Consider the following 25,705-nt stretch of genomic DNA (forward strand, 5'->3'; position numbering starts at 1 on the left):
GACTGCGCTATCCTGCCTCGCTTGAATCGGTTACCTCGGTCTCGAAATTGCCCCTGCATCTGCCTGATTGGAAACCCCGCGCCGAACTCAGAGCCTTGCCGCTCTCCTGGCTGGATGCGGCTGGGGTCGAGGTGGCCATGTTGCACCTCGAGGAAATCGATGCGCTGATCTCCGGCAACAAGTGGTTCAAGCTGGCGCCCCACCTCGAGCGTGCCTGTCAGGAGGGTGCCGATGGCGTTGTCAGTCTGGGCGGTGCCCATTCGAACCATCTGCATGCCTTGGCTGCTGCCGGTAAACGTTTTGGTTTCCCTACCGTGGGCTTGCTCCGTGGCGAGCCTCAGGACACGGAAACTGTGCAGGAGCTGCAAGCCTTCGGTATGCAGCTCCATTGGCTGGGCTATGGCGCTTATCGGAGCCGGCATCAGGCCGGGTTCTGGGCCCCCTGGCTGCAGCGGTATCCAGGCTACGTCGCAGTTCCGGAAGGTGGCGGCGGCCTGGACGGGGCTCATGGTTGCATGGGGCTGGTGATGATGATCCGCGAGCAGCTCGAGTCGATAGGCTGGAAGGATTATGACGCGCTCTGGCTGGCGGCTGGTACCGGTACGACGTTGGCCGGCCTGGTGCTGGGTGAGGTAGGGCGACACCCGGTCTATGGTGCATTGGCGGTTCCGCCGGGCCATGGTGTGGACAAGCAGGTGCGAGCCATCCTCCAACAGGCTGGGGTGCCAGATGAGGGCTACCACCTGGTGGACGCCAGTCGCGGGGGATTTGCGCGACTGGATGTGGCTGTGGCGCGTTGTCTGCTGGAAACCGAACAAGAAGCCGGAGTGACGCTTGAGCCGCTGTACACCGCAAAGGTCTTGCTGGCCTTGCGAGAGCAGGTAGAGGCCGGGGATATTCCGCGTGGCTCCCGCCTGGTGGTGCTGCACACCGGAGGGCTGCAAGGACGTCGGTCCCTCGAGCTGCGTCTGCAGCAACTGGCTTCAGCGCCTGACCCGCGCTAGGGGTTCAGCGGCCAGCGGTCGCTGACTACGAAGGCTCGCTCGGCTTCATGCCAATCTGCGTCTTCGCCCGGCACCATACGCACCAACAGTTGGGCAGGCGCATCTTCAGGTAATTGCTCCAGCCAGTCCTGCAACCTTTCTGCCGGCCAGATCGCTGTAGGTTCGCAACGCGCGGGCGCCAACCAGGCATGGCGTGGCAAGGCCTGCCAATGGCCCTCAGCGCTTTGCTGGAAAAAATCCGAAAGTGCGCTGCGGCGCAACCAGTGCCCGCGCAGGTGCGCCGGGTTAGCGCCGTGGGGCGCTGTGCAACCGCCGGGCCACGGGTAGAAGAGATAGCCGCCCAGCCAGAGCTCCGCGCTGACCGGCTGGCTGCTGAACTGGGTCAGCGCCGGTTGGCTTTCGGGGCTGGCAGACAGCGGTAGCTGGTGCAGACTCAGGTGCTCCAGTTTGCGGTCAAGCCGGTCGTGACTGCCGGGGCCGAGCCATTCGGAGGGGCTGCTGCCATCGCCATGGCGCGGTCCGAGGTAGAGTTTGATCGCCAATTCGAGGTGGTGCACGCCTTCTTCGTCTCGTAGCAGCAGGTCGAGTTCGCCGAGGGTGTGCCCGCCTAGGCGGATTGGCAGGTTGGCTGCCAGCAACTCGACGCCGGGCGCCTGGTCCAGGGCGAACTGCCAAAGGCGCTCGTAGTACAGCCCCAGGCGCCGGTTGGCGCCTTGTGCCAGCCAGGCATCGAGCGGCGCGCTATTCTGGTCCAAGCATCGCAGCCAGGCTTCCAGTCGCTCAGGCGCACGAGCCCAGTCGCTGGCGCTCAGCGGATGGCGCTGGCGCCAGGGGGCCTGGCTGAGCAGGGGCGGGGACAGCAGCGCCCACGCCAGGTCGCGAACGCTGGGCTGGCGAAGGTGCCGGGGCAGGTCGAGCATCGAGTCGAAAGCGTGCATGCTGCGAGCATAGCCGAGGGCGGTTTGCCGCTGCTTGGGCGTTTCCCCCATAATTCCGCTATTCCTTCCCGTTGCAGAGCCGTCCTGGAGCCCCATGGAGCAATTCCGCAATATCGGCATCATCGGTCGCCTGGGCAGTCCCCACGTGCTCGACACCATCCGCCGGCTGAAGAGATTCCTGCTGGATCGCCATCTCCATGTGATCCTCGAAGATACCATTGCCGAAGTACTGCCGGGCCACGGCCTGCAAACGTCGACCCGCAAGATCCTGGGCGAAGTATGCGACCTGGTAATTGTCGTCGGCGGCGATGGCAGCATGCTCGGCGCTGCTCGCGCCCTGTCACGGCAGAACGTGCCGGTACTTGGGGTCAACCGTGGCAGCCTCGGCTTTCTCACCGACATCCTCCCCGACGAACTGGAGGTGAAGGTTGCCGAGGTGCTCGACGGCCACTACAGCGTCGAGAGCCGCTTCCTGCTGGAGGCGGAGGTGCGCCGCCATGGCGAAGCGATCGGTCAGGGCGATGCGCTCAACGATGTGGTGTTGCACCCGGGCAAGTCAACGAAGATGATCGAGTTCGAGTTGCACATCGACGGCCAATTCGTCTGCAGCCAAAAGGCCGACGGTCTGATCATTGCCACACCCACCGGCTCAACGGCCTACGCGCTGTCGGCGGGCGGGCCGATCATGCATCCCAAGCTGGATGCCATTGTCGTCGTGCCGATGTACCCGCACACGCTGTCCAGCCGCCCGATCGTGGTCGATAGCAACAGTGAGTTGAAGATCGTGGTTTCGCCGAACTTGCAGATTTATCCGCTGGTGTCCTGCGACGGCCAGAATCACTTCACCTGCGCCCCGGGCGATACCATCACAGTCGCCAAGAAACCCCAGAAGCTGCGCCTGATCCACCCGCTGGATCACAACTATTACCAGGTCTGCCGGACCAAGCTGGGGTGGGGCAGCCGGCTCGGCGGAGGCGACTGATGAACCTCGATCCCAGCCGTGGCTACGACCTTATTGGCGACGTTCACGGTTGCGCGCTTAGCCTAGAGCGGTTGCTCGACCTGCTTGGCTATTGCAAGCGTGGCGATGTCTGGCAGCACCCGCAGCGCATGGCACTGTTCCTGGGCGACATCATCGATCGTGGTCCGCGGATTCGTGAGGCGTTGCATCTGGTTCACGCCATGGTCGAGGCGGGGCAGGCGCTGTGCATCATGGGTAACCATGAATACAACGCACTGGGTTGGAGTACGCTGGCACCCCCTGGCAGCGGGCGCCAGTTCGTCCGTGAACACACCCCGAGGCACGCCAGGCTGATCAAGGAAACACTCGACCAGTTCGAAGGCCATCCGGCGGACTGGCACGACTTCCTCCGTTGGTTCTACGAGCTGCCGCTGTTCATCGATACCGGCCACTTTCGCATGGTGCACGCCTGCTGGGACGCCGACACCGTCGAGGCGCTGCGAACCCGATATGGCGACGGCCGCATAGACGAGGCGTTCCTGCAGGCCGCCGCCGATCCTCGAAGCTTCTCCAGCCAGGTGTTCGACCGGCTCCTGCGGGGCACCGATCTGCCTCTGCCGGGCGGTATGACCCTCACCGGCAGCGACGGCTTCACCCGCTCGGTGTTTCGCACCAAGTTCTGGGCTGACGATCCGCAGACCTATGGTGACGTGGTGTTCCAACCCGACGCCCTGCCTGAGCAGGTTGCCAGCCAGCCGTTATCCCGGGCGCACAAGTCGCGGCTGCTCAGTTATGGCGCTGAAGAGCCCTTGCTCTTCATTGGCCACTACTGGCGACGGGGCCGCCCGGCGCCGATCCGGCCGAATCTGGCCTGCCTGGATTACAGCGCCGTGATGTACGGCAAGCTGGTCGCTTACCGGCTCGACCAGGAGCATCGCCTGGACCCGGATAAGTTCGTCTGGGTCGAAGTGGAGCGCCCCGAGGATCCCCAATGAGTGCGATTGAAGTATTACGTTTGCCCCTCTCGGTGGACCTGAGCGGTTTCATCGAATTATTGCGGCGCCTGGATGTGCCGTTTCGGGTTAGCGAGGAATCCGGCGAACAGGTGTTGTGGGTGCCGGGGCCGCAGCAGGCGGAGCAGGTTCGCGGGCTTTACCAACGATTTCCCGAGGGCGACCCACAGTTCCAATTGCCGGGGCAAGCACCGCGTGAGGAGCCGCGTGCCGGCCTGCTCGGTCAGTTGAAGGCCAGCCGCCTGACCAGCTTGATGCTGCTCTTGACGCTGATCGTGGCCGGGGCGACCGGCCTGGGCGAGAACTTCTCGATAATCCGCTGGCTGAGCTTTCAGGATTTCCAGATCCACGGCGACTACGTCTACTTCGCCTCGCTGGCGGAAACGCTGGAGTCGGGGCAGTGGTGGCGCCTGGTGACGCCCATGCTGATCCACTTCGGCATCCTTCATCTTGCGATGAATGCGATGTGGTACTGGGAGCTGGGGCGACGCATCGAGTCTCGCCAGGGTGGTTTCATGTTGCTCGGCCTGACCATCGGTTTCAGCCTGGTGTCCAATTTTGCCCAGTACCTGACCAGCGGGCCATCGCTGTTCGGTGGCTTGTCCGGCGTACTTTACGGCCTGCTAGGCCATTGCTGGGTGTTCCAGCGCCTGGCTCCGTGCCCTGCTTACAGGCTCCCGCCAGGCGTCATGGTGATGATGCTGGTGTGGCTGCTGGTATGCCTGTCGGGTCTGATCACTGCGCTGGGGTTTGGCGCCATTGCCAACGCGGCGCATGTCGGCGGTTTGGTGGTGGGCTGTGCCACGGGGCTGCTAGGCGGTGCATTGGCGCGCGCTCGCCGTTAGAATGCGCAGTCTGTCTCAAACGTCCCCGTGAGCTGCCCATGTCGTCTTTCGCCCAACTGATCAGCAACATCACCCTGGATGTCTACGAGAGCCTCAAGCTCGCCGTGGAGATCGGCAAGTGGCCGGATGGCCGCAAGTTGACCCAAGAGCAGAAGGAGCTGTCTTTGCAGGCCGTCATCGCCTGGGAACTGAAGAACCTGCCCGAGGAAGAGCGCACCGGCTACATGGGGCCGCAGGAGTGCAGCTCCAAGTCCGAGCCGATTCCCAACCTCCTCTTCAAATCGAATACGGTCCACTGATGCAGGAACTCGGACGCGGCGCCCTGAGCAAGATGTCAGCGCGCCTTGAGGCTCCTGTGCAGTACGGGTTTCGCCTGGATGACACGGAAATTGCTGCCAATCCGCTGATAGGCCAGATGTTGCGCCTGGAATATCTTGGCGCCATCCACTGCTGCCACTGCGGGCGCAAGACCAAGAAAAGCTTCAGCCAGGGCTATTGCTACCCCTGCTTTATCAAACTGGCGCAATGCGACAGCTGCATCATGAGCCCGGAGAAGTGCCACTACGACCAGGGCACCTGCCGCGAGCCGGAGTGGGGCGAGCGCTTCTGCATGACCGAACACATGGTCTATTTGGCCAACTCATCGGGCATCAAGGTTGGCATCACTCGCAGCAGCCAGGTTCCCGTTCGGTGGATCGACCAAGGTGCCAGCCAGGCGTTGCCCATCCTGCGCGTCGCCACCCGGCAGCAGTCCGGGTTCGTCGAGGACCTGCTGCGCAGCCAGGTTGCCGACCGCACCAACTGGCGCGCAATGCTCAAGGGCGAGGCGCCGCCGCTGGACCTCGCCGCCACGCGTGACCAGTTGTTCGACACTTGCGGCGAAGGCCTGAAGATGCTGCAGGAGCGCTTCGGCTTGCAGGCGATCCAACTCCTCACCGACAGCCAGCCGATCGAGATCAGCTACCCCGTGGATGCCTATCCGACCAAGGTCGTCAGCTTCGACCTGGACAAGACGCCGGTGGTCGAAGGTACCCTGCGGGGCATCAAGGGCCAGTACCTGATCCTCGACACGGGCGTGATCAACCTACGCAAATTCACGGCCTACCAGGTCGCCATCAGCAGCTGACCCCCTGGCTTGTCATCCAGGTCGGCATGGATTCGTCCATACTCCGACCTTGGACCCAATCACCCCGCGCGGCCCAAGGTTCGGCGCCGCTGCTCAATCGAAGAGACGACCATGCGCACCGAGCAACCGAAAGTCATTTACCTCAAGGACTATCAGGCGCCTGAGTACCTGATCGACGAGACCAACCTGACCTTCGAGCTGTACGAGGATCACAGCCTGGTGCATGCCCAGCTGGTGATCCGCCGCAACCCCGAGCGTGCCGCCGGCGATTCGGGGGCGGGCTTGCCGCCGCTGGTGCTGGACGGGCAGCAGTTGGAGCTACTGTCGCTGGCGATGGACGACCGCGTGCTGGGTGAAGGCGACTACCAACTGGACGATAGCCACCTGACCCTGCAGCCTGTCGCCAGCCAGTTCACCCTCGACAGCACCGTGCGCATCCATCCAGAGAGCAATACCGCGCTGGAAGGCCTATACAAATCCGGCACCATGTTCTGCACCCAATGCGAGGCCGAGGGCTTCCGCAAGATCACCTATTATCTCGACCGCCCGGATGTGATGAGCACCTTCACTACCACCATCACTGCCGAGCAGCATCGTTACCCGGTCCTGCTGTCAAACGGCAACCCGATGGCCAGCGGGGCGGAGGAGGGCGGCCGTCACTGGGCGACCTGGCAGGATCCGTTCAAGAAGCCAGCCTACCTGTTTGCCCTCGTGGCGGGCGACCTCTGGTGTGTGGAAGACACCTTCACCACCATGAGCCAGCGCGAAGTGGCGCTGCGCATCTATGTCGAGCCGGAGAACATCGACAAGGTCCAGCACGCCATGGACAGCCTGAAAAAGTCCATGCGCTGGGATGAAGAGGTCTATGGTCGCGAGTACGACCTCGACATCTTCATGATCGTTGCCGTCAACGACTTCAACATGGGTGCCATGGAGAACAAGGGGCTCAATATCTTCAACTCCAGTTGCGTGCTGGCCAAGGCCGAGACTGCCACCGATGCCGCCCATCAGCGCGTCGAGGCGGTGGTGGCCCACGAGTATTTCCATAACTGGTCGGGTAACCGCGTCACCTGCCGCGACTGGTTCCAGCTTTCGCTTAAGGAAGGCTTTACCGTTTTCCGTGATGCAGAGTTCTCTGCGGACATGAACTCGCGTGCGGTCAAGCGCATCGAGGACGTTGCCTTCCTGCGTACCAACCAGTTTGCCGAGGATGCCGGCCCGATGGCCCACCCGGTGCGCCCGGACTCCTTTATGGAGATCTCCAACTTCTACACCCTGACCGTGTACGAAAAGGGCGCCGAAGTGGTACGCATGATTCACACCCTGCTGGGCGCCGAAGGTTTCCGCAAGGGCACGGACCTCTACTTCGAACGCCATGATGGTCAGGCGGTGACCTGCGATGACTTCGTCAAGGCCATGGAGGATGCCAACGGGGTCGAGCTGACCCAGTTCAAGCGTTGGTATAGCCAGTCCGGCACGCCGCGCCTGCAGGTGGAGGAAAGCTACGATGCCCAGGCGAAGACCTACAGCCTGACCTTCCGCCAGAGTTGCCCGGCGACTCCTGGCCAGAAGGAAAAAGCGCCTTTCGTCATTCCGCTGGCCCTGGGCCTGCTGGACGGCAAGGGCAACGAGCTACCGCTGCGCCTGCAAGGCGAGGGAGCTGCTCAGGGTGTCGGCCGCGTGTTGGCGCTCACCGAGACGGAGCAGTGCCTCACCTTTGTCGATATCCCCGAGCGACCATTGCCGTCCCTGCTGCGTGGGTTCTCCGCACCGGTGAAGCTAAGCTTCCCCTATAGTCGCGACCAGCTGATGTTCCTGATGCAACACGACAGCGATGGTTTCAACCGCTGGGAGGCTGGCCAGCAGCTCTCTGTCCAGGTCCTCCAGGAACTGATCGCCCAGCACCAGAAGGGTGAGCCGCTGGTGCTGGATTCTCGCCTGGTCAAGGCGTTCGACACCCTTTTGGGTGATGAGTCGCTGGATCAGGCAATGGTTGCCGAGATGCTCTCGCTGCCGAGTGAGGCCTATCTCACCGAGATCAGCGAAGTCGCCGACGTAGAGGCGATCCATGCGGCCCGCGACTTTGCCCGTGTGGCCATCGGAGAGGCACTGTACCAGCCGCTGCTGGCTCGCTACCGCGCGAATCGGGCGCTTTCTCGCGAAACCGGCTACATCGCGGAGGCGGCGCACATCGCTCGGCGTACATTGCAGAACATCGCCCTCTCCTACCTGATGCAGAGTGGGGAGGCCGAGGTGCTGGAGGCTTGCCTGGAGCAGTTCAATGACTGCGACAACATGACCGAACGCCTGTCGGCGCTCGCAGTGCTGGTTAATTCCTCCTTTGAACAAGACAAGGCCGACGCCCTTCGGCGCTTTGCCGAGTACTTCAAGGACGATCCCCTGGTGATGGACCAGTGGTTCAGTGTTCAGGCTGGCTGCGGCCTGCCCGGCGGGCTGGAGCGGGTGCAGGAATTGATGAAACACCCGGCCTTCACCCTGAAGAACCCGAACAAGGTCCGCGCGCTGATTGGCGCATTCGCCAACCAGAACCTGGTCAACTTCCACCGCGCAGATGGTGCGGGATATCGCTTCCTCGCCGATCACGTCATCGCACTGAACGCGCTCAACCCCCAGATCGCCTCCCGTCAGCTGACGCCGCTGACCCGTTGGCGCAAGTACGATACCAGCCGCCAGCAGCTGATGAAGGCCGAACTGGAGCGCATCCTCGCCTCCGGTGAACTTTCCAGCGACGTTTATGAAGTCGTGAGCAAAAGCCTGGCCTGACCTGCCTCGCCAGCCCACCTTCCAAGGTGGGTTGCCCCTCTTTAGGTCCTCCTCCTGAAAGTGTTACCGGTTAGCTCTGGTAACACTTTTTTGTTACCTGATGAAATAACAGCACTTCCCATCAGACGATTTTCGTCTGAAAGGCCCACAAAATGCTTGACTAGAGCGTTTTTGGCATGAGCGTGCAAGAACTTCAAGTGTGATCTTGAGTGACAAATCGAGCCAGATCGTCCGACAAGATCGGACACTTTTCTCGGGATTGATCAGTGGATGATCAGTCACTTGTTTGACTTAATTCTGTCGCCAGACCCTCGAAGGTTTTCTGACGCCTTCTGTCGAGTTGGCACCATGGTTGCAAACACCGCCTACCGTTTCGCCCCATTTCAGTGCATTCGCAATGGGGCGCTCTGCGCTGGGGAGTTCCTGGTGCCCCAAGAAAAAGGCCGTCAAAACGGCTCAATAGCGGACCTGCCTGACGGGCCGCCCATAACAAAGTGAATCGTCCACGGAGTAAGACTCGATGGAACTCAAGTCCCGCAAGCCCGTACTGCGTTTTGCGCCGGCCAAGGCAGGTTATGCCTTTGCTGGCATCCTGCCACTTCTGGTCGCTGCCCACGCCCAGGCGGTGGAATTCAGCTTCGCCAATAACGAGATCTCCGGTTCTCTCGACACCACCGTCTCCTATGGGCAGTTGTGGCGCGTGCAGGGGCAGGACAAGACCAACGACGACATCAACACCAACGACGGCAACCGCAACTTCGACACCGGGCTGGTCTCCGAGGTCTACAAGATCACTTCCGACCTGGAGGCGACTTACAAGAACTACGGCATGTTCGTTCGTGGTACTGCGTTCTATGACACTCAGATCATGGATAAGCGCAACGACTACCTGGACAACAACAATCCGGTTCAGCCCAGCCAGAACTTCCCGAACGACGACAGCTTCACCTATCAGACCCGCCACAAGGCCGGCCGTGATGCGCAGATTCTCGATGCGTACCTCTATGGCAACTGGGACGTGGCCGACATGCCGGTTACCGGCCGTATCGGCAAGCAGGTATTCAACTGGGGGGAGGGCATCTTCTACCGTGGCGGCGTGAACACTACCAACCCGGTCGATGCCGCCAAGTTCCGCCTGCCGGGCTCGGAGCTCAAAGAAGTGCTGGTGCCGGTCGAAGCCCTGAGCTTCAACCTCGGGCTGACCGAGAACCTGTCGATGGAGACTTTCTACCAGTGGAACTGGAAAGAGTCGGCCATTGACCCGGTTGGCACCTACTACTCCGAGACCGATCTCTTTGCCGAAGGTGGCAATACCGCCTACTCAACCCAGCGTGCACTGCTGCCGGTCGCTGGCCTTTACTCGGGCCTGAGCCGCTTCGGCGTCGGCGGGCTGCAGGGCGGCCGCACCGTCGATGCCAGTGGCAACATCAAGGTCGCCTCCATCGGTCCGGACATCAATGCCAAGAACGACGGCCAGTTCGGCGTGGCCTTCCGCTACATTGCTGAAGAACTGAACTCCACCGAGTTTGGCTTCTATTTCGTCAACTATCACGCCAAAGAGCCGACCATCGCCGCCAACCTGGGCGATTATGCCGGCTTGAACCTGGCCCAGATCGCTGGCCAGGCCGCAACCGCAATTGCGCCCCAGGTACAGCAAGCGGTGGCTGCTGGGGCGGGTATTTCCGTTGCCCAGCTGCAAGCGGTCCTTGCCAATCCGGCCTTGAACCCCGCCCTGGCACGTGCCTACTCCAATGCCCTGACGACGGCGGCCACCACCGCTGCGGGCGGCGTGGCGACCATCGACGTGGCCAACCAGGTGAACGCCCAGCGCGAGTACGCCGAAGACATCCGCATGTACGGACTGAGCTTCAACACCACTATCGGCGAAGCCTCGGTCTTCGGTGAGCTGGCCTACCGTCCCAACCTGCCGATCGGCATCGCCACCACCAACGACTTGCTGGGTGATTTGCTGCGTCAGGCTCCGCAGCTGGCCTCCAACCGTGTGGTCAATATTGGTGGGCAGCAAGTCCAGCTGGGTGACGAAATCCATAACTACGAGCGTGTCGAGGCCTTCAACACCTCGCTGGGTACTATCTACAACTTCGGCCCATCGCTGTCGTTCGACTCGCTGGTCGGCGTCGCTGAGCTGGCGTCCGAGCACCTGCGCGGCAGCGACCTCCAGTACACCGATTTCACCGGCCAGAATCGCTACTACTCCGGCCGTGGCAACAACTCCTACGTTTCCGGAGGCGATCGCGATGACCAGGTCAACAAGAACGCCTACGGCTACACGCTGTTGATGTCCGGTACCTGGAATGACGTATACGCTGGCGTGAACATTTCGCCGTACGTGGTCTACAAGGACGACTTCGAGGGTAACTCCTACCAGACCGGCAACTTCATCGAGGGTCGCAAGGCTTACACCGTTGGTGTCAAGGCCAGCTACCTGAACAGCCTGGAAGCCGAGCTGCAATACACCGAGTTCTTCGGCGGTGGCCAGAACAACTCGGTTCGTGACCGCGACAACGTCGGGGTCAATGTCAAGTACTCCTTCTAAGCCATTACACAACAAGGCGGGCGTCTCTGGGCGCCCGACACAGACCCATCACGGAGAACCCTCATGCTGAAGAAGCTTTCGCTGATCGGCGCAGCCGTCGGCCTCGCGCTTTCCGCCAGTGGCTCGCTGGCGTCGGTTTCGGCTCTGGATGCCGCCAAGCTCGGCACCAGCCTTACCCCCTTCGGTGCTGAAAAGGCAGGCAACGCTGCCGGCACTATTCCGGCCTGGACTGGCGGCATCACCCAGGCTCCCACCGGCTACAAGCCAGGCCAGCATCACCTGGACCCGTTCCCGCAGGACAAGCCGCTGTTCACTATCACCAAGACCAATCTGGATCAGTACAAAGCGAACCTGACCCCAGGTCAGATCGCCATGTTCAATGCCTATCCAGACAGCTTCCAGATGCCGGTCTACGCGACTCGTCGCTCGGGCTCGGCGCCGCAGTGGGTGTACGACAACAGCATCAAGAACGCCAGCACTGCCAAGTTGCTCGATGGTGGCAACGGCTTCGCCGATGCTTACGGCGGCATCCCGTTCCCGATTCCGCAGAGCGGGGTCGAGGCGCTGTGGAACCATATCGTTCGCTACCGTGGTTCCAACATCGTGCGTCGTGCCTCGGAAGTGGCAGTGCAGCGCAACGGCGACTATGCACTGGTGACTTCGCAGCAGGAAGCGCTGTTCAAGTACTACAACCCGAAAGGTAGCTATGCGGACCTGAACAACGTCCTGTTCTACTACCTGTCCTTCACCAAGAGCCCGGCACGCTTGGCGGGCGGTGCGACCCTGGTCCACGAGACCATGGACCAGGTCAAGGACCCGCGTCAGGCCTGGGCCTACAATGCCGGTCAGCGTCGCGTGCGTCGTGCGCCGAACCTGGCGTACGACACTCCAATCGCTGCCGCCGACGGCCTGCGCACAGCCGACGACACTGACATGTTCAACGGCGCGCCAGATCGCTATGACTGGAAGCTGGTAGGTAAGAAGGAGATTTACATCCCCTACAACAACTACAAGGTTTCCAGCCCCGAAGTTAAGTACAAGGACTTGCTGCAGCCGGGTCACCTGAACCCTGCGGTTACCCGTAACGAACTGCATCGCGTGTGGGTCGTAGAGGGCAAGCTGAAGCCGGGTGCCCGCCACATCTATTCCAAGCGCACCCTGTTCCTCGACGAGGACAGCTGGCAAGCCGCTGTGGTTGACCAGTACGACGGCCGTGGTGAGCTGTGGCGTGTGTCCGTCGCCTACCTCAAGAACTACTACGACCTACCGACTACTTGGTCTGCGCTGGACGTGTTCCACGATCTGCAGGCCCGCCGCTACCACGTTCAGAACCTGGACAACGAAGAGCCGAACACCATCGACTTCACCCAGGCGATTCCGGATGACGGCTACTTCAAGCCTTCCGCCTTGCGCCGCCGCGGTACTCGTTGATCACGTTGTCTGGCCAGTCCTGAAGCAGGATTACCCCTATCAGTCCTGATTCCAGGACTTCATAACGCCCGATGCAGTGCATCGGGCGTTTTGTAGTTCGGGGTTTGGTTCGGGCGCTTCGGCTTCAGATATCAAAAGCCTTGCGCACCATGCGGCGCGCCTCCGCCGGGTTCTGGGGGCGCGGGGTCAGCAGAATGCTGGCCCTTCCTGAACAAGGGTCATGCATATCAGGACTGGGCAGTAGCGAAAATCAGTCGCCTCGATACTCGCAACCGCTGGTGCAAGTCTCATGGATGCGGACTCTGGATAGCTCGGGCAACAGGGGCTTGAGTTGCTGCCAGATCCACTTGGCCAGGACCTCGCTGGTCGGATTTTCCAGGCCAGGGATCTCGTTCAGGTAGTTGTGATCCAGCTGCTCGTAGAGCGGCTTGAAGATTGCCTTGATCTCTGAGAAGTCTCTGATCCAGCCGGTGTAGGGATCAACTTCGCCTTCTATGTAGATGGCGACTCGAAAGGAGTGACCATGCAACCGACCACACTTGTGCCCAGCAGGCACGTGGGGGAGTCGATGGGCAGCTTCGAACATGAATTCTTTGAACAGTTCCACTCTATTGCGCTCTGAGGATGACGGCCAGGGTGCTGGCCAAAGCAGGCTTAGAGTTTACCAGCTATCCCCTGTCTTGACTCGAAGGACAAGCTTCTTGGGGGGCGCTACTCTGGCTCCTTTCTGGAGCTGGAGTGCAATATTGCAGCAGCTCACCTAGCTGCTTCGCCAGGTAAGTTTGAAAGCGACCATCACGCCAGTATTCGAGGTGGCTGAGAGGGGTATGTCGCTTGTACCAGGGGCCCACTGGCATGGGGACGTCTTCTCGAACAATGTCGGCGTAACCTTGGACGGGCCGCAATGGATAGCCAAGCAGATCGGCCGGTGCATAGACGTTTACCCAGCGCGCTTGGCGCTGTAGCACCTTATCCAGGCAATGTCCGGGAAAACGGATGGGTTGCACGGGGTCGTAGGCAAAGGTGAAAAGCGGGATATTGCAGCCAAACGTCATGATGCCGGCCAGCGTCTCCAGCGCTAAGAACGGATCGCGCGGACCACTCGGTGTGGAGTTCAGTTTCTGTTGGTCCCAGATGTAGTTGGAGATGATGTGGCCGCCGAGCGAGTGGGCCAGCACCACCAGTGGAGTAGTAGGGCCGACTTTTGCCCTTAGGGCATTCAGACCATTACGGATTTGTTGGTGGACCTGCTCGTAGGTGGTGTCATAGGCCTGACTTACCTTGCGATAACCGCTGGCATCTCCAAGAAATAGAGTCACCAGGCGACGCATCCAGCGCCAACGGACGGGCTCGCGTTCGAGTTTCTCCAGATAGGCCAGTTCACGCTTGTCGAGGACATCAGCCCAGTACAGCGATTGAAAGGCTACCGAATCAGCGACGGGCCCCAATCGGCGTTGCAGCCCATGGATCAGCTCTCGGGCGTACGCATGTTGTCCATCGACGTCGCAGGAGTCTTGCTGGGTGCCTATGCCATGGATGATCGCGATCGCGAGTTGCATCAAAATCCTCCTTGATTTCGAGCGCTCCAACCTGCTGCGCCGAATGTTGGCCCTTCAGTTCACAGAAGTTGCAAGCACTCGCTGAGTCGGCCGCTATCCGCCAGCTCGAGAAACTCATCGCCCATTCGCTGGCTCTCGTTCATTGCTTTGCGCCAGTAACGCTCCCGTGCGTCGTCGTCCCCCAGGTAGCGCTTGAAGTCGTTCCGGTCGGGTAGTTTTCCGTGGGGGAGGGTAGCCAGGTATTGGCGGGAGGGGGCAAGTAGCAACACGTCCTGCAGACGGTCTGCGTCGCCTTTTCGCCAGGGCAAGCTCTTATCGAACCAGCCGGGGATTACCTTGTCGGTAAAGTGCGGATAAAGAACGATATCGTTGCCGCGATAGGGCAGGTCCAGATGATAGTCGAGCAGGCCACCGTCTCGATATGTACCCGGTCCAACACCTGGTATGTCACGCACGCCTTGCATCACCATCGGAATGGAGCCGGAGGCGAGCAAGGCATGGCGCAGATTGTCGACCCCCAGCAGGTGGTAATGGGAGGGGAAGTCATCGAGGGCATGCAGGGGAGGGTGCTGTCGTGGGTCATGAAGGATGACCCGCTCGAAATGTCGGCCCAACCTGACTCGGCCAAGCAGGTTGTTGCCGATCACTGACGAAAGTCCAAGCCCCAGAACTCCTTTGTGATCTTGAGCAAGCAGGCCATGGCTTTTGACCACCATCACATTGAGGCGGTAGAGCGAGTTTCCGAGTATTTGCGCATCCTGACCTTGCAAGAGGTCTTCCAGCATCAGGCCACATAGTCGGCTGACTTCCGCCATTGAAACGCCCTTGGGAAAGCGCTGTTTGGTGTACAGGTCGCCAAGGCGGCGAAGACCGGCAACCGCGTCCGGCAGGCAGGCACTTGCAAAGCGCCAGGCACCGATGGATGCACCTATCAGGGCACGCTCGCGCGGAGCGCGTGGTAGCCAGTCCCCGAACAGCGCCAGGTCCAGGCCCTGAATGCCCAGGGCCTTGGGTCCGCCAGCCGCGCCCGGCAGTACGCCAACGTCAGCTGGCTTCAGGCCTTCTTCACGTATGCGTGAGAGCGCGCGTTTTCCTGCACGTAGGGTGAGGGATGGGAACTTGATCTGAACGGCGCTCATGCAAGCCTCCGAGATACGAGATGGCGATTATAGTGCCGCATGCATCGACACCAAGTTGCTTCACCGGCTGAATGATGCTTTCCGCGATTGCTATGGTTTATCGGTTGCGTTTAAGCAAATTCAGCTTCAATTAAGTGGCTCCAGGTAACTTGTCTCCATCGAAATCAGACAGTCCGCTAGGAGCTGAGCCATGAAGAAACTCGCTACTCTGTTCGCCGCCACCGCTGTTCTTGCCGCTGCCGGCATGGCTCAAGCTCGTGATCTTGGCCCGGACGAGGCCCTCAAGCTGCGTGATGCAGGGACCATTCAATCCTTTGAGAAGCTGAATGCGGCAGCGCTTGCCAAGCACCCTGGCGGAACCATCAATGAGACCGAGCTTGAAGAGGAATACGGGCGCTACATCTACCAGGTGGAGTTGCGCGATGCCCAAAGCGTGCAATGGGATCTTGAGCTTGACGCTATCAGTGGCCAGATCCTCAAGGATCACCAGGACGACTGATGCGCTGGGTCTTGCGCTACAGCGGAATCATCGCCCTGATCTTGGCCTGCTTCGCTCTTGAGGCGATGGCGCGGGACCTGGATCAGGACGAAGCGCTGAAACTCCGCGAAGAGGGTGTCATTCTTCCCCTTGACCAGCTCATGCGCAGCGCCCTGGGGCAATACCCTGGGGCGCGCCTCCTTGAGGCCGAGCTGGAAGAGGAGGATGACGTCTACATTTACGAGGTGGAATTGCTGACTGCCGACGGTACAGTGCGCGAACTGGAACTGGATGCTCGGGACGGGCGCATCCTGAAGGATGAGGAAGACGACTGATGCGCTTGTTGTTGGTGGAAGACCATGTGCCACTGGCGGATGAACTGACCAGTAATCTGGGACGGCAGGGATATGCCGTGGACTGGCTCACGGATGGCCGTGACGCGTCGCATCAGGGAGCCAGTGAGCCTTATGACTTGATCATCCTTGACCTTGGGTTGCCGGGCAAGCCGGGGCTGGATGTGCTGCGAGAGTGGCGCGCAGGTGGTGTCGCGACTCCGGTGCTGGTGTTGACGGCCCGCGGCTCATGGGCTGAGCGAATCGAGGGGCTCAAGGCAGGGGCCGACGACTACCTGACCAAACCATTCCACCCTGAAGAGCTGGCCCTGCGCATCCAAGCCTTGCTCCGCCGCGCTCATGGGCTGGCCAACCAGGCACAGCTGGAGGCTGCTGGCTTGCAGTTGGATGAAAGCCGTCAATGCGTGAGTCGAAATGGTGAGGAAGTTCAGCTCACCGCGGCTGAGTTTCGCTTGCTACGTTACTTCATGCTTCATTCTGGTCAGTTGCTCTCCAAGAGCCACCTGGCTGAGCACCTTTACGATGGTGAAACGGAGCGCGACTCCAATGTCATCGAGGTCCATGTGAACCACCTGCGGCGCAAGCTGGGGCGGGAGGTGATCGAGACACGAAGGGGGCAAGGCTACCGTTTCACCGGTGGGAACCGATGAGTTCGATCCAGCGTCGGCTCAGTCTTGGTCTGATCGGCACCTTGCTGTTTGTCGGGCTGGTACTGGCGCAGACGAGTCTCTGGTTGTTCGACCTGGGTTTGCGGCGTTACCTCACCCAGGGGCTGCAGAGCGAAGCTGAATTGCTGCTGGGGTCGCTAGTCCGGGGGCCGAGCGGTCTCCAACTGGACGAGCAGCGTCTCAATCCTGCTCACCAGCAGCCGTATTCCGGTCGCTATTTCATTATCCAGTTGGACGATCATCCGTGGCGTTCCCGCTCACTCTGGGACAGCGAGCTGGCGATGCCGGCTCAGGTAGGCCTTGCTCCAGGGTTGCTGAAAGGGCCTGGGGGGCAGGAGCTACTGGCTTGGCGTGGTGATTACCGTCGCTTCGGTCGTCAGGTCCGGATTGTCGTGGCGCAGGACTACACCCCGGTGCTGGAAAGCTTCCGCAGGATCCAGTGGACGGGCATGGCGCTTGGGGTTGTAGGGTTGTCGCTCATTCTCGCCTTGCAGCGCATTACCGTGCGCCGGGCCTTGCGACCCCTGGAGGAAGTGCGTCAGCAGATCGCCCAGTTGCAGCAGGGGCAACGCAGCGAGCTCGACCAGCGGGTGCCGCACGAGCTGGAACCGCTGGTGGCCCAGATCAACCACTTGCTGGCGCATACGGAGGGTACATTGATGCGCTCGCGCAATGCCCTCGGCAACCTGGGGCACGCACTGAAAACCCCCTTGGCGGTGTTGATGAGCCTGACTGAGCGTGACGAGATTCGCGCCATGCCAGAGCTACGTGCGAGGCTGCGTGACCAGTTGGAGCAGATCGAGCAGCGTTTAGGGCGTGAGCTGGGGCGCGCGAGGATGGCCGGTGAGGCACTGCCGGGCGCGCATTTCGATTGTGCAGCAGAGTTGCCGAGCTTGCTTGCGACCTTGACCATGGTTCATGGCTCCGGTCTTGATCTGGTCTGGCAAGCGCCAGAGGGGCTGCGCTTGCCGTGGGACCGCGAGGATCTTCTGGAACTGCTCGGTAATCTCCTGGACAACGCCTGCAAGTGGGCCGACAGCAAGGTGAGCCTGACCATCTCAGCGGAGAAGGAGGGATACAGCTTGTGTGTAGACGACGATGGCCCCGGCATTGCGGAGGGGAAGCGTGAAGAGGTGCTCAGTCGTGGAACCCGTCTGGATGAGCAGGTGGCTGGGCATGGGCTCGGGCTTGGCATCGTGCGTGACATTGTCGATGCCTGGGGCGGACGCATGAGTCTTCTCGACAGCCCCTTGGGCGGTTTGCGCGTTCGCGTTGATTTGTCCCCGCGAAGCCCGGCAGGCAAGCCCGCTTGACCTGTCTCAGCGCAGGAGTGGTAGGCGCTGATACGCTTCAATCAATCGATATTGAACAGGAAGGCAATATGCATCCCTTCGACTCGCCGCAGCCGCCACGCCTGGCAGTGCTTCTAGGTTATGCGGGACTCTTGCCCTTCGTAAGCGGTGCTTTGGGCATCTGGTTCACCCCTGTAGGTTGGCGGCCGTTGGTGTTGGCGGCTCTGCTGGACTACGCAGCGGTGATCCTGGGATTCATGGGGGCTATTCATTGGGGATTGGCGATGCGGGCCCATGAGGAGAGCGAGGCCGCCCGTTTGCAGTTGGGGCTTTCAGTGATACCGGCATTGCTCGGTTGGTTCGCTGTAGCGGCGGTGTTGCCGGTATTGTTGGCTATAGGGTTGTTGCTGGTGGCCTATATAGGCCTTTACCTGGCCGATCTGCATGCGGTGCGCCTTGGATTGGCACCGGCATGGTACGGACCGTTGCGTCGTCCACTGACGTTTGCCGTGGTCGTTTGCCTACTGGTTACCTGGTGCGGGTTACTGCTTGCTTAACCAGCGTTCCAACCAGTCGAGGGCTTGATGGCGTCGCTCCTTCCAGGGACCTTCGAGTACGAGGTACGGTCGGTGATGTTGGTCCAGCCAGTCTCGGCAGTCATTGAAGAACGCTTTGCGGTCAGCCAGTTGTGGCTGGCACCGCTGGCCGTCGTCGATCCACTCCATTTGCTCGGGGCTCAGCAGGAAATGAAAGTCGTATCGCCGGGCCAGCAGTTCGGACTCCAGCCAGCCGGGGCAGGCCCCAAACAGCCTTTGGCTCCAGAGCAGGTTGCTCAGCAGATGGGTGTCGAGGATCAGCAGGGGCGGACGTTCAGCTCGCGCGGCATCCTCCCAGGCAAGCTGGCCACGGGCGATGGCGGGAATGTCGGCATAGCAGGTGTCACGCTGTTGCTCATCGATGAAGTGGCGGACGTACTCCCCGACGATGAGCCCGCCAGCCGCTGCCTGGATCTCGTTGGCCAAGGCGCTCTTGCCGCTGGATTCCGGCCCCGTCAGAGCCAATATCTTCATGCCGCCGCCAGGACCGGGTCGCGACGCCATGCATTCCAGCCTTGCACGGCGAGCAAAGTGAAAAGCGCATAAAGGGCTGCTGTGAGGTACAGGCCCTTGTCGAGGAACAGCACGACAAAAAGCACGTCCAAGGCAATCCAGAGTAGCCAGCACTCAACGCGCTTCTGAGCCATCCACCACTGGGCTACCAGGCTGAATGCAGTCAGGCCAGCGTCCATCCAGGGGGCTGCTGCATCGGTCCAGTTAGCCATGGCATAGCCAAGGGCCATGCTGCCCGCAGTGCCGGCCAGCATGCCGATACCCAACTGTGCAGAGGTCAATCGGCTTACCTGGCGGCCACCTTGACCAGCGCTGCTGCGGGTCCATTGTCGCCAGCCATAAAGTTGCAGGGCGGCATAGACGAGTTGCAGGAGCATGTCCGAATAGAGTTTCACTTCGAAGAATATCCAGCTGTACATCAGCACCATGACGAGGCCGATCGGCCAGCACCAGGGATTCTGTCGGGTGGTGAGCCAAACGGCCAGGACGCCAAGGGCAGCGGCGGAGAGTTCAAGCGGTGACACGAGAAGGCCTCAAAGCGTGGACGGGCAATTGTACCGACTTGCTCGTCCAGGTGCCGCGTAACGCATGGGCTTTCTGCCTCACTTTGGCTCGTCATCTCTGTTAGGATTTCGCCCCGCCGTGGATGGGCATGCTTGACAACCCGTCGTTTCGGAACCAGTGCCAATGGCTCTAGGTCTATCACGGCCAGCCTCACTGGGCTTACAGCTATCCGCACACTCAGCATGGGCCACCTTTAAGGCGAGCCTCGGGGGAATGTTTTGATGGATTTCATGACGGCCATGCAGGCCATCATTCTAGGGATTGTCGAGGGACTGACAGAGTTCCTTCCGATATCCAGTACTGGGCACCAGATCGTGGTCGCCGACTTGCTGGGCTTTACTGGTGAGCGTGCCATTGCCTTCAACATCATCATCCAGCTTGCGGCCATCCTGGCCGTGGTCTGGGAGTATCGGAACAAGATCATCGAAGTGGTAGTTGGGCTGCCAACCCAGCAAAAGGCGCAGCGTTTCACCGTTAACCTGCTGGTCGCCTTCCTGCCCGCCGTTGTGCTTGGCGTCTCGTTTGCCGACCTTATCCACCACTACTTGTTCAACCCGATCACTGTGGCGAGCGCACTGGTGGTCGGAGGTGTCGTGATGCTTTGGGCCGAGCAGCGCACTCACCGAATCCAGGCGGAAACAGTCGATGACATGTCCTGGAAGCATGCCTTGAAGGTCGGTTGCGCTCAGTGCCTGGCACTGATCCCGGGTACGTCTCGATCCGGCGCAACGATCATCGGCGGCCTTCTGTTCGGTCTTTCCCGCAAGGCAGCTACAGAGTTTTCCTTCTTCCTCGCAATGCCTACCATGGTCGGCGCTGCCGTTTACTCCGGGTACAAGTACCGCGACCTGTTCCAGCCAGGCGACTTGCCGGTCTTCGCGCTGGGCTTCGTGGTGTCGTTCATCTTCGCAATGATCGCCGTGCGCGGGCTGCTGAAGTTCATTGGTAGCCACAGCTATGCCGCCTTTGCCTGGTACCGAATCGGCTTCGGTCTGTTGATCCTGGCGACCTGGCAATTCGGCATGATCGACTGGTCGACTGCCCAAGGCTGAGGCCTGTTCCAGGATTGTGGATCAAGGCGTGCTCCGGGCACGCCTTGTTCGTTTCCGGGGGGGGGGGCTAAAACCCGGTCGGAAACTGAATGATGAAGCGCGTCCAGCCGTCCGCTGATTCGCAGCGGATCTCGCCGCCATGGGCCCGTATGATGGAGCGAGTAATGGCCAGTCCCAGGCCAGCGTGCTCTCCGCCTTCCCGTCGAGCCGGATCAGCACGGACGAATCGGTCAAAAAGCCTTGGAATAAGCTCGGCAGCGATGACCGGCCCTGTGTTCGCAACGGTCAGGCGCAGGCCACACGCATCGTGTTCCAATTTCAGATCGATGGCGCCTCCAGCAGGCGTGAAGCGCAGGGCGTTATCCAGCAGGTTGGAAAGCGCACGCTGAAGCAGGCCCTGGTCAGCACTGACGCGCGCTTCGCCGGTGCGGCTGATCTGCACCTCGCCTTCTTCGGTCAGCGGGCTATAGAACTCGATCAGGGCATCCAGTTCTGCTGTCAGGTCGAGTGGCTCACGGCGAGCGGTAATCAGGCCGTGTTCCGCTTTGGCCAGAAACAGCATGTCGCTCACCATCTGCGCCAGCCGCTGCAGCTCTTCTAGATTTGAATGCAGCGTTTCGCGGTATTCGTCTGCGCGCCGGGGATGGCTTAGGGTGACTTGGGTCTGTGTTAGCAGGTTCGACAGTGGGGTGCGGAGCTCGTGGGCGATGTCTGCCGAGAATGCGGACAGCCGTTGGAAACCGTCGTCCAGGCGTGCGAGCATGGCATTGAAGGCCCCCGCCAGCTCCACCAGTTCCTGCGGCACGCCATCCTCAGTGAGGCGGGTGGTGAGCGAACTGGCCGACACCCCAGCGGCAACATTGGCCATCTGATGCAGGGGCCGCAGGCCCTGGCGCGCGACCCAGGCACCGAGCAGTGCCGTAGCCAGCGCGGAAAGCCCGACTGTAAGCCAGATCAGTGCCTGCATCCGTTCGAGAAAGTGCTGGTGATGGGTAATGTCCAGCAGCAGCGTGATGTCTGCGGAGCTCGGCCCGTCAAGCCGTAAAGGCGCGCGGAGCACCCGGTAGTCGATGCCACCTTCGCGCCAGCGTTGCAGGCCTGGCCGGGGCGGGGGAGAGGTGCTCTGTCCCGTCAGGGTATTGAACCAGATTCGCCCATCGTTGCCGTCGATGCGCAGGTCAAGGTCCGGGTGTTGGGTCAGCACTTGCCGCAAGGCGGGTAAGCTCTCGGGAAGTGCCGCCGCTGTGTCGACCTGCCTTAACGCGCTTTGGAACAGCTCAAGACGGCCTTCGAGCAGCTGCTGGTCGAGCTCAATGAAGTGCGCTTCGCTGGCTCGACTGAAGAGGGCGCCTGCGACCAGCGACACCGTTGCCGTGCAGGCGGCGAAGAGCAGGCTCATTCGGGCGGTGAGGGAAAGCCTGCGCATCATGGTTCGCGGGCCTCAAGGACATAGCCGATTCCGCGTATGGTGTGGATCAGCTTGGGTTGGAAGGCGTCATCCACCTTCGCGCGCAAGCGGCGGATAGCGACTTCGATGACATTGGTTTCGCTGTCGAAGTTGATGCCCCAGACCCGTGAAGCGATCAGTGCTTTTGGCAGCACTTCACCCCGGCTGCGGAGCAGGAGCTCCAGTAGGGCGAACTCCTTGGACGTCAGGTCAATTCGCTGGCCGTTGCGCTCCACGCGACGACTGAGCAAGTCCAGGCGCAGGTCGACGGCTTCGAGGACAGTGTCCTGCGGCATGGGACTGCCGCGGCGCAGCAGGGTACGAACTCGCGCAAGCAACTCGGCAAAGGCGAAGGGCTTCACCAAGTAATCGTCGGCGCCTAGCTCAAGCCCTTGCACCCGGTCCTCGATGGCGTCTCGGGCCGTCAGGAACAAAACTGGTTGTTGCAGGCCTGCCTCACGCATGGCTGCCAATACCTGCCAACCGTCGCGGCCTGGGAGCATCACGTCCAGGATCACCAGGTCGTGCTCACCGCTCACGGCGCGCGTTTGGCCGCTGAGCCCATCGGTGGCGAGTTCGACGAGAAATCCAGCCTCGGTCAGGCCCTTTCGCAGGGACTGGCCGGTCTTGGGTTCGTCTTCGACAATCAATAATTTCATGGCGTACTCATGCTGAATCTCGCTGCCTTATACCGTTGTTACCGGGGAAGAGGCGCAAACTGACAAAGATGTAACACTTGGGGGCTGGCTTGCATTCGATTTTTCAGCAGTCGCCAGGGTGTATACAATTGGCCAGATTCAATCCTCAGGTCCGCCCTATGCAACACCCTGCCGAACAATCGCCGCTGGGCAAGTCCAGCGAATATGTCAGCACCTACAGCCCTTCACTGCTGTTCCCCATCTCGAGGGCCACCAAGTGGAACGAGTTGGGGTTGACTGCCAGTAATCTGCCTTATGTGGGCGTGGATTACTGGAATTGCTATGAGCTGTCCTGGCTGACCGCATCAGGTAAACCCGTCGTGGCTATTGGTGAGTTCGCCATCCCTGCGGACTCGCCGAACATCATTGAGTCAAAATCCTTCAAGCTCTACCTGAACTCCTTGAATCAATCCGTGTTCAGCAGTGCGACTGAGTTGGAACGCGTTCTGGAGCAGGACCTCTCTGCGACCGCAGGTGCTCCCGTAAAGGTGCGCGTACGAACCCTGGTTGAGGTAGAGGCCGACGGTGTGGCCAAGCTGCCCGGAACCTGCATTGATGATCTCGATGTGAACATCAGCAATTATGAGCAACCGCAGCCCGGTTTGCTGCGTGCCGATGCTGGCCAGTTGGTTGAGGAAAGCCTGCACAGCCATCTGCTCAAGTCCAATTGCCCTGTCACCGGGCAGCCGGACTGGGGCACCTTGGTGGTGCAGTACAAGGGTTCGAAGCTCGAACATGCGAGTTTCCTCGCTTACCTGGTGAGCTTCCGCCAGCATGCGGATTTCCACGAGCAGTGTGTCGAGCGGATCTTCCTCGATCTACAGAAGCTGCTGCAGCCGGAGCTGCTGACGGTCTATGCCCGCTACGTGCGTCGTGGTGGCCTGGATATCAACCCATACCGCAGCACCCACGAGCAACCTGTCGACAACCGTCGCCTCGTACGTCAGTGAATGAAAACCCCTGCACCCGAGGCCGGGGTTTTGCATCTGTGTGCTGGGTCAGATACCCATGTTCGCTAAGCTTTGCAGGATGTTGCGCAGGGTGACGGTGAGAGTTGGATGGCGTGTTTCGAAACGCTCCACGGCCAGATTGACGCCATCTACCAGCGACGCGTCCGGAGCACTGGCGGCATCACGCGCCAGGCGCAACTCGATCTCTTGCATCAGTTCGATGAGTGATGCGCGCTCATCGTCATCCAGCGGCGGGTCCTCGGCCAGTTGATCGCGTAGGTCTTGCAGTTGCTGCTGCAGGCGTTCAGGCATCTTGTGCTTCCTCTTCCAATGACTCTGGAGTGGACCTTCGCTGATTACCAAAGGTCCCGCATGCCTACAGATTAATCCAGCCAGGGCTGGCCTGCCTGATACGGGTCAAGTGGGACTCGTTGTCCATATGTCGGCTTCACGGTTTTTCGCCCTTTTGCCGACGGACTGCAAGATCGACGAGGCATGGCCCGAGCTCACCGAGGTGGTCAATCACTGAATGTGCGCCCAGTCGGTAGAGCTCCAGGGTTGCCACTGCGCGAAGGCGATCGCGTTCTGTACTGTCGAGTGCGCGCCAGTCGGATGGAGCCTTGCCGCAGAGCACCCCGCTCGTGGCCAGTCCGATGGTCCAGAGCCCCGCATTCAGGCCTGCCTGCAGCAGGCGGGGGGATGCGCTGACCACGACACAGCCGGCCAGCCTGTCGACACCCAGGCTGCTCAATGCTTGCCAGCATTGGTCGGGCGCCGGCCAGGGGCGGCCAGCGACGGGGCTGCTGCCAGGCAGCCAGGCGGGTAGGGGGGTAGCGAGGTTCGCGCAGGTCTTCGGCGGCAGCTCGTCGAGCCAAGCGCAAGGGACCCCCTGAAACGCCTCGGGTTCGGCTAACTGCTCCAGATCTGTAACGGTTTCGGAGTGTTCAAGCGCAGCCTGTTGCAGGTGCTGCTCGAAAAGCTCTCGCTGCGCAGTGGTGGCTGGCGCACCCAAGGCGTGAGCAAGTGCTGCGTCCGCTGGAAGAGCGCAAGCTTCCGCCAGTCTTCCTGCTGGACAGTCGGGCAGCAGTCGGCCGAGTGCCACGGGCAGGGTTCGGGCGCCGAAGTCGACCAGGCAGCCAGAGAGACCAAAGAGGATTGCGTTGAAGCGAGGCGGTGGGTTGCGAGGCATGGGCGTCATCCTGACGATATCGCCACAAGTTAATTGCCAGAAGTGACGCTTATGTGACGTCTTGAAGTCAGCGGCTTTGGGTCAACAGACGGCGAAGGGTATCTGGCACGGGAATTGGTCTGTTGCTGTCGTGATCGATCCAGACCAGTTTGCAGTGCCCTTCGCCATAGGGTGTGTCAGGGGTCTCGAGTGTACCGAGGCGATGCTCGACGACCAGGCTGCTTCTCCCCAAGGCACCGGCGTATAGCTGGATGACTACCGTTGCCGGGTGTACCACTGGCCTGAGGTATGTGTGTAGCGTCTGCAGCACCACCGGCCCATGGGGTACGTTGTTCATGGCGATGCCGAGGCTCTCGAACCACGCAACGCGAGCTTCTTCCAGATACTGGATGTAGAGCGTGTTGTTGACGTGGCCGTAGCTATCCATATCGCCCCAGCGAACTGGGATATGGGCAGTATAAAGTAACGTTTTTTCCTGCATCGACGCTGTCCGCTATGCTGGCTGGGCGGGGGGATGCCTTATACTGCGCGCCCTGCACAGGCGGTCG

27 protein-coding genes are annotated in these 25,705 nt (G+C 60.9%); 16 read left to right on the top strand and 11 right to left on the bottom strand.

Features of this window, described 5'->3' with window-relative positions:
• The first annotated feature begins 53 nt into the window (after positions 1-53).
• Entirely contained in the window at positions 54-1,004 is a 951-nt protein-coding gene (locus OXH74_RS17470; RefSeq protein ID WP_375741639.1) for a 1-aminocyclopropane-1-carboxylate deaminase/D-cysteine desulfhydrase, read from the top strand.
• Here OXH74_RS17470 and OXH74_RS17475 read toward each other — a convergent pair.
• Positions 1,001-1,993 carry a DUF1853 family protein gene (locus OXH74_RS17475; RefSeq protein WP_375738106.1) on the bottom strand — a complete coding sequence of 331 codons (993 nt, stop codon included), beginning with the start codon at positions 1,991-1,993 and terminating at the stop codon, positions 1,001-1,003. The genes OXH74_RS17470 and OXH74_RS17475 overlap by 4 nt on opposite strands.
• Positions 1,994-2,036: 43 nt before the next feature.
• Here OXH74_RS17475 and OXH74_RS17480 point away from each other — a divergent pair, with 43 nt between their 5' ends.
• The 8 genes from OXH74_RS17480 (at position 2,037) to OXH74_RS17515 (ending at position 12,659) form a co-directional block, all read left to right on the top strand.
• Entirely contained in the window at positions 2,037-2,924 is an 888-nt protein-coding gene (locus OXH74_RS17480) for an NAD(+) kinase (protein ID WP_215369100.1), read from the top strand.
• On the top strand, positions 2,924-3,898 hold the full coding sequence (locus OXH74_RS17485; RefSeq protein WP_215369102.1) for a metallophosphoesterase: 975 nt from the start codon (positions 2,924-2,926) through the stop codon (positions 3,896-3,898). The genes OXH74_RS17480 and OXH74_RS17485 overlap by 1 nt, the downstream gene beginning before the upstream one ends.
• A complete protein-coding gene (locus OXH74_RS17490; RefSeq protein WP_375738107.1) occupies positions 3,895-4,761 on the top strand; it encodes a rhomboid family intramembrane serine protease in 867 nt (288 codons plus the stop codon). The genes OXH74_RS17485 and OXH74_RS17490 overlap by 4 nt, the downstream gene beginning before the upstream one ends.
• Before the next feature lie 38 nt (positions 4,762-4,799).
• Positions 4,800-5,060, top strand: a complete 261-nt coding sequence (locus OXH74_RS17495) for a YeaC family protein (RefSeq protein WP_375738108.1) — start codon at positions 4,800-4,802, stop codon at positions 5,058-5,060.
• Positions 5,060-5,887, top strand: coding sequence for a DUF2797 domain-containing protein (locus tag OXH74_RS17500; RefSeq protein ID WP_375738109.1), 828 nt, complete (start codon positions 5,060-5,062; stop codon positions 5,885-5,887). Before OXH74_RS17495 ends, OXH74_RS17500 begins: the two co-directional genes overlap by 1 nt.
• Positions 5,888-5,998: 111 nt before the next feature.
• Complete coding sequence (gene pepN, locus OXH74_RS17505; protein WP_375738110.1) at positions 5,999-8,671, top strand: aminopeptidase N; 2,673 nt, start codon at positions 5,999-6,001, stop codon at positions 8,669-8,671.
• Between the two features lie 520 nt (positions 8,672-9,191).
• A complete protein-coding gene (locus OXH74_RS17510; protein WP_375738111.1) occupies positions 9,192-11,228 on the top strand; it encodes a DUF1302 domain-containing protein in 2,037 nt (678 codons plus the stop codon).
• Between the two features lie 63 nt (positions 11,229-11,291).
• Entirely contained in the window at positions 11,292-12,659 is a 1,368-nt protein-coding gene (locus OXH74_RS17515) for a DUF1329 domain-containing protein (protein ID WP_375738112.1), read from the top strand.
• 250 nt (positions 12,660-12,909) lie between these two features.
• On the opposite strand, the gene queD is transcribed toward OXH74_RS17515, so the two are convergent.
• The 3 genes from queD to OXH74_RS17530 form a co-directional block, all read right to left on the bottom strand.
• Complete coding sequence (gene queD, locus OXH74_RS17520) at positions 12,910-13,266, bottom strand: 6-carboxytetrahydropterin synthase QueD (RefSeq protein WP_375738113.1); 357 nt, start codon at positions 13,264-13,266, stop codon at positions 12,910-12,912.
• Between the two features lie 61 nt (positions 13,267-13,327).
• Complete coding sequence (locus tag OXH74_RS17525; protein ID WP_375738114.1) at positions 13,328-14,218, bottom strand: hypothetical protein; 891 nt, start codon at positions 14,216-14,218, stop codon at positions 13,328-13,330.
• Positions 14,219-14,277: 59 nt separating this feature from the next.
• Positions 14,278-15,357: a patatin-like phospholipase family protein gene (locus OXH74_RS17530; RefSeq protein ID WP_375738115.1), complete on the bottom strand. Its 1,080-nt coding sequence runs from the start codon at positions 15,355-15,357 to the stop codon at positions 14,278-14,280.
• Between the two features lie 190 nt (positions 15,358-15,547).
• Between OXH74_RS17530 and OXH74_RS17535 the strand changes: the two genes are divergently transcribed.
• From OXH74_RS17535 to OXH74_RS17555, 5 genes are all read left to right on the top strand, one after another.
• Positions 15,548-15,856 carry a PepSY domain-containing protein gene (locus tag OXH74_RS17535; RefSeq protein ID WP_375738116.1) on the top strand — a complete coding sequence of 103 codons (309 nt, stop codon included), beginning with the start codon at positions 15,548-15,550 and terminating at the stop codon, positions 15,854-15,856.
• Positions 15,856-16,170 carry a PepSY domain-containing protein gene (locus OXH74_RS17540; protein WP_375738117.1) on the top strand — a complete coding sequence of 105 codons (315 nt, stop codon included), beginning with the start codon at positions 15,856-15,858 and terminating at the stop codon, positions 16,168-16,170. The genes OXH74_RS17535 and OXH74_RS17540 overlap by 1 nt, the downstream gene beginning before the upstream one ends.
• On the top strand, positions 16,170-16,838 hold the full coding sequence (locus tag OXH74_RS17545; protein ID WP_375738118.1) for a response regulator transcription factor: 669 nt from the start codon (positions 16,170-16,172) through the stop codon (positions 16,836-16,838). Before OXH74_RS17540 ends, OXH74_RS17545 begins: the two co-directional genes overlap by 1 nt.
• Positions 16,835-18,169 carry an ATP-binding protein gene (locus OXH74_RS17550; protein ID WP_375738119.1) on the top strand — a complete coding sequence of 445 codons (1,335 nt, stop codon included), beginning with the start codon at positions 16,835-16,837 and terminating at the stop codon, positions 18,167-18,169. Before OXH74_RS17545 ends, OXH74_RS17550 begins: the two co-directional genes overlap by 4 nt.
• A 68-nt stretch (positions 18,170-18,237) precedes the next feature.
• The gene (locus tag OXH74_RS17555) at positions 18,238-18,705 is read left to right on the top strand and encodes a DUF3429 domain-containing protein (RefSeq protein ID WP_375738120.1); all 468 of its coding nucleotides are present in this window, start codon (positions 18,238-18,240) and stop codon (positions 18,703-18,705) included.
• Here OXH74_RS17555 and OXH74_RS17560 read toward each other — a convergent pair.
• Together OXH74_RS17560 and pnuC are read right to left on the bottom strand one after the other, a co-directional pair.
• Complete coding sequence (locus tag OXH74_RS17560; RefSeq protein ID WP_375738121.1) at positions 18,691-19,218, bottom strand: AAA family ATPase; 528 nt, start codon at positions 19,216-19,218, stop codon at positions 18,691-18,693. The genes OXH74_RS17555 and OXH74_RS17560 overlap by 15 nt on opposite strands.
• Entirely contained in the window at positions 19,215-19,781 is a 567-nt protein-coding gene (gene pnuC, locus OXH74_RS17565) for a nicotinamide riboside transporter PnuC (RefSeq protein ID WP_375738122.1), read from the bottom strand. The genes OXH74_RS17560 and pnuC overlap by 4 nt, the downstream gene beginning before the upstream one ends.
• Positions 19,782-20,042: 261 nt before the next feature.
• On the opposite strand from pnuC, the gene OXH74_RS17570 reads away from it, so the two are divergent.
• Positions 20,043-20,873 carry an undecaprenyl-diphosphate phosphatase gene (locus OXH74_RS17570; protein WP_215369169.1) on the top strand — a complete coding sequence of 277 codons (831 nt, stop codon included), beginning with the start codon at positions 20,043-20,045 and terminating at the stop codon, positions 20,871-20,873.
• A 67-nt stretch (positions 20,874-20,940) separates the two neighbouring features.
• On the opposite strand, the gene OXH74_RS17575 is transcribed toward OXH74_RS17570, so the two are convergent.
• Together OXH74_RS17575 and OXH74_RS17580 are read right to left on the bottom strand one after the other, a co-directional pair.
• Complete coding sequence (locus OXH74_RS17575; protein ID WP_375741640.1) at positions 20,941-22,299, bottom strand: heavy metal sensor histidine kinase; 1,359 nt, start codon at positions 22,297-22,299, stop codon at positions 20,941-20,943.
• On the bottom strand, positions 22,299-22,979 hold the full coding sequence (locus OXH74_RS17580; RefSeq protein ID WP_375738123.1) for a heavy metal response regulator transcription factor: 681 nt from the start codon (positions 22,977-22,979) through the stop codon (positions 22,299-22,301). Before OXH74_RS17580 ends, OXH74_RS17575 begins: the two co-directional genes overlap by 1 nt.
• Before the next feature lie 158 nt (positions 22,980-23,137).
• Here OXH74_RS17580 and queF point away from each other — a divergent pair, with 158 nt between their 5' ends.
• On the top strand, positions 23,138-23,968 hold the full coding sequence (gene queF / locus OXH74_RS17585; protein ID WP_375738124.1) for an NADPH-dependent 7-cyano-7-deazaguanine reductase QueF: 831 nt from the start codon (positions 23,138-23,140) through the stop codon (positions 23,966-23,968).
• A gap of 48 nt (positions 23,969-24,016) precedes the next feature.
• On the opposite strand, the gene OXH74_RS17590 is transcribed toward queF, so the two are convergent.
• The 3 genes from OXH74_RS17590 to OXH74_RS17600 all read right to left on the bottom strand — a co-directional run bounded on the left by OXH74_RS17590 (position 24,017) and on the right by OXH74_RS17600 (position 25,638).
• Positions 24,017-24,280, bottom strand: coding sequence for a DUF4404 family protein (locus OXH74_RS17590; protein ID WP_215369180.1), 264 nt, complete (start codon positions 24,278-24,280; stop codon positions 24,017-24,019).
• Positions 24,281-24,416: 136 nt separating this feature from the next.
• Positions 24,417-25,157, bottom strand: a complete 741-nt coding sequence (locus OXH74_RS17595; protein WP_375738125.1) for an HAD family phosphatase — start codon at positions 25,155-25,157, stop codon at positions 24,417-24,419.
• A 67-nt stretch (positions 25,158-25,224) separates the two neighbouring features.
• Positions 25,225-25,638: an acyl-CoA thioesterase gene (locus tag OXH74_RS17600; RefSeq protein ID WP_375738126.1), complete on the bottom strand. Its 414-nt coding sequence runs from the start codon at positions 25,636-25,638 to the stop codon at positions 25,225-25,227.
• Positions 25,639-25,705: the final 67 nt, after the last annotated feature.

The sequence above is a fragment of the Metapseudomonas boanensis genome (assembly GCF_042232855.1).
Taxonomy (GTDB): Bacteria; Pseudomonadota; Gammaproteobacteria; order Pseudomonadales; family Pseudomonadaceae; genus Metapseudomonas; species Metapseudomonas boanensis.

What these genes read in the sequence shown, in the direction of transcription:
- OXH74_RS17485 (WP_215369102.1), top strand. Translation starts at nt 2,924, where the DNA reads ATGAACCTCGATCCCAGCCGTGGCTACGACCTTATTGGCGACGTTCAC.
- OXH74_RS17475 (WP_375738106.1), bottom strand. Translation starts at nt 1,993, where the DNA reads ATGGGGGAAACGCCCAAGCAGCGGCAAACCGCCCTCGGCTATGCTCGC.
- OXH74_RS17545 (WP_375738118.1), top strand. Translation starts at nt 16,170, where the DNA reads ATGCGCTTGTTGTTGGTGGAAGACCATGTGCCACTGGCGGATGAACTG.
- OXH74_RS17540 (WP_375738117.1), top strand. Translation starts at nt 15,856, where the DNA reads ATGCGCTGGGTCTTGCGCTACAGCGGAATCATCGCCCTGATCTTGGCC.
- OXH74_RS17480 (WP_215369100.1), top strand. Translation starts at nt 2,037, where the DNA reads ATGGAGCAATTCCGCAATATCGGCATCATCGGTCGCCTGGGCAGTCCC.
- OXH74_RS17530 (WP_375738115.1), bottom strand. Translation starts at nt 15,357, where the DNA reads ATGAGCGCCGTTCAGATCAAGTTCCCATCCCTCACCCTACGTGCAGGA.
- OXH74_RS17555 (WP_375738120.1), top strand. Translation starts at nt 18,238, where the DNA reads ATGCATCCCTTCGACTCGCCGCAGCCGCCACGCCTGGCAGTGCTTCTA.
- pepN (WP_375738110.1), top strand. Translation starts at nt 5,999, where the DNA reads ATGCGCACCGAGCAACCGAAAGTCATTTACCTCAAGGACTATCAGGCG.
- OXH74_RS17600 (WP_375738126.1), bottom strand. Translation starts at nt 25,638, where the DNA reads ATGCAGGAAAAAACGTTACTTTATACTGCCCATATCCCAGTTCGCTGG.
- OXH74_RS17510 (WP_375738111.1), top strand. Translation starts at nt 9,192, where the DNA reads ATGGAACTCAAGTCCCGCAAGCCCGTACTGCGTTTTGCGCCGGCCAAG.
- OXH74_RS17525 (WP_375738114.1), bottom strand. Translation starts at nt 14,218, where the DNA reads ATGCAACTCGCGATCGCGATCATCCATGGCATAGGCACCCAGCAAGAC.
- OXH74_RS17495 (WP_375738108.1), top strand. Translation starts at nt 4,800, where the DNA reads ATGTCGTCTTTCGCCCAACTGATCAGCAACATCACCCTGGATGTCTAC.
- OXH74_RS17580 (WP_375738123.1), bottom strand. Translation starts at nt 22,979, where the DNA reads ATGAAATTATTGATTGTCGAAGACGAACCCAAGACCGGCCAGTCCCTG.
- OXH74_RS17570 (WP_215369169.1), top strand. Translation starts at nt 20,043, where the DNA reads ATGGATTTCATGACGGCCATGCAGGCCATCATTCTAGGGATTGTCGAG.
- OXH74_RS17515 (WP_375738112.1), top strand. Translation starts at nt 11,292, where the DNA reads ATGCTGAAGAAGCTTTCGCTGATCGGCGCAGCCGTCGGCCTCGCGCTT.
- OXH74_RS17595 (WP_375738125.1), bottom strand. Translation starts at nt 25,157, where the DNA reads ATGCCTCGCAACCCACCGCCTCGCTTCAACGCAATCCTCTTTGGTCTC.
- OXH74_RS17590 (WP_215369180.1), bottom strand. Translation starts at nt 24,280, where the DNA reads ATGCCTGAACGCCTGCAGCAGCAACTGCAAGACCTACGCGATCAACTG.
- OXH74_RS17560 (WP_375738121.1), bottom strand. Translation starts at nt 19,218, where the DNA reads ATGAAGATATTGGCTCTGACGGGGCCGGAATCCAGCGGCAAGAGCGCC.
- OXH74_RS17575 (WP_375741640.1), bottom strand. Translation starts at nt 22,299, where the DNA reads ATGCGCAGGCTTTCCCTCACCGCCCGAATGAGCCTGCTCTTCGCCGCC.
- OXH74_RS17500 (WP_375738109.1), top strand. Translation starts at nt 5,060, where the DNA reads ATGCAGGAACTCGGACGCGGCGCCCTGAGCAAGATGTCAGCGCGCCTT.
- OXH74_RS17490 (WP_375738107.1), top strand. Translation starts at nt 3,895, where the DNA reads ATGAGTGCGATTGAAGTATTACGTTTGCCCCTCTCGGTGGACCTGAGC.
- queF (WP_375738124.1), top strand. Translation starts at nt 23,138, where the DNA reads ATGCAACACCCTGCCGAACAATCGCCGCTGGGCAAGTCCAGCGAATAT.
- OXH74_RS17550 (WP_375738119.1), top strand. Translation starts at nt 16,835, where the DNA reads ATGAGTTCGATCCAGCGTCGGCTCAGTCTTGGTCTGATCGGCACCTTG.
- OXH74_RS17535 (WP_375738116.1), top strand. Translation starts at nt 15,548, where the DNA reads ATGAAGAAACTCGCTACTCTGTTCGCCGCCACCGCTGTTCTTGCCGCT.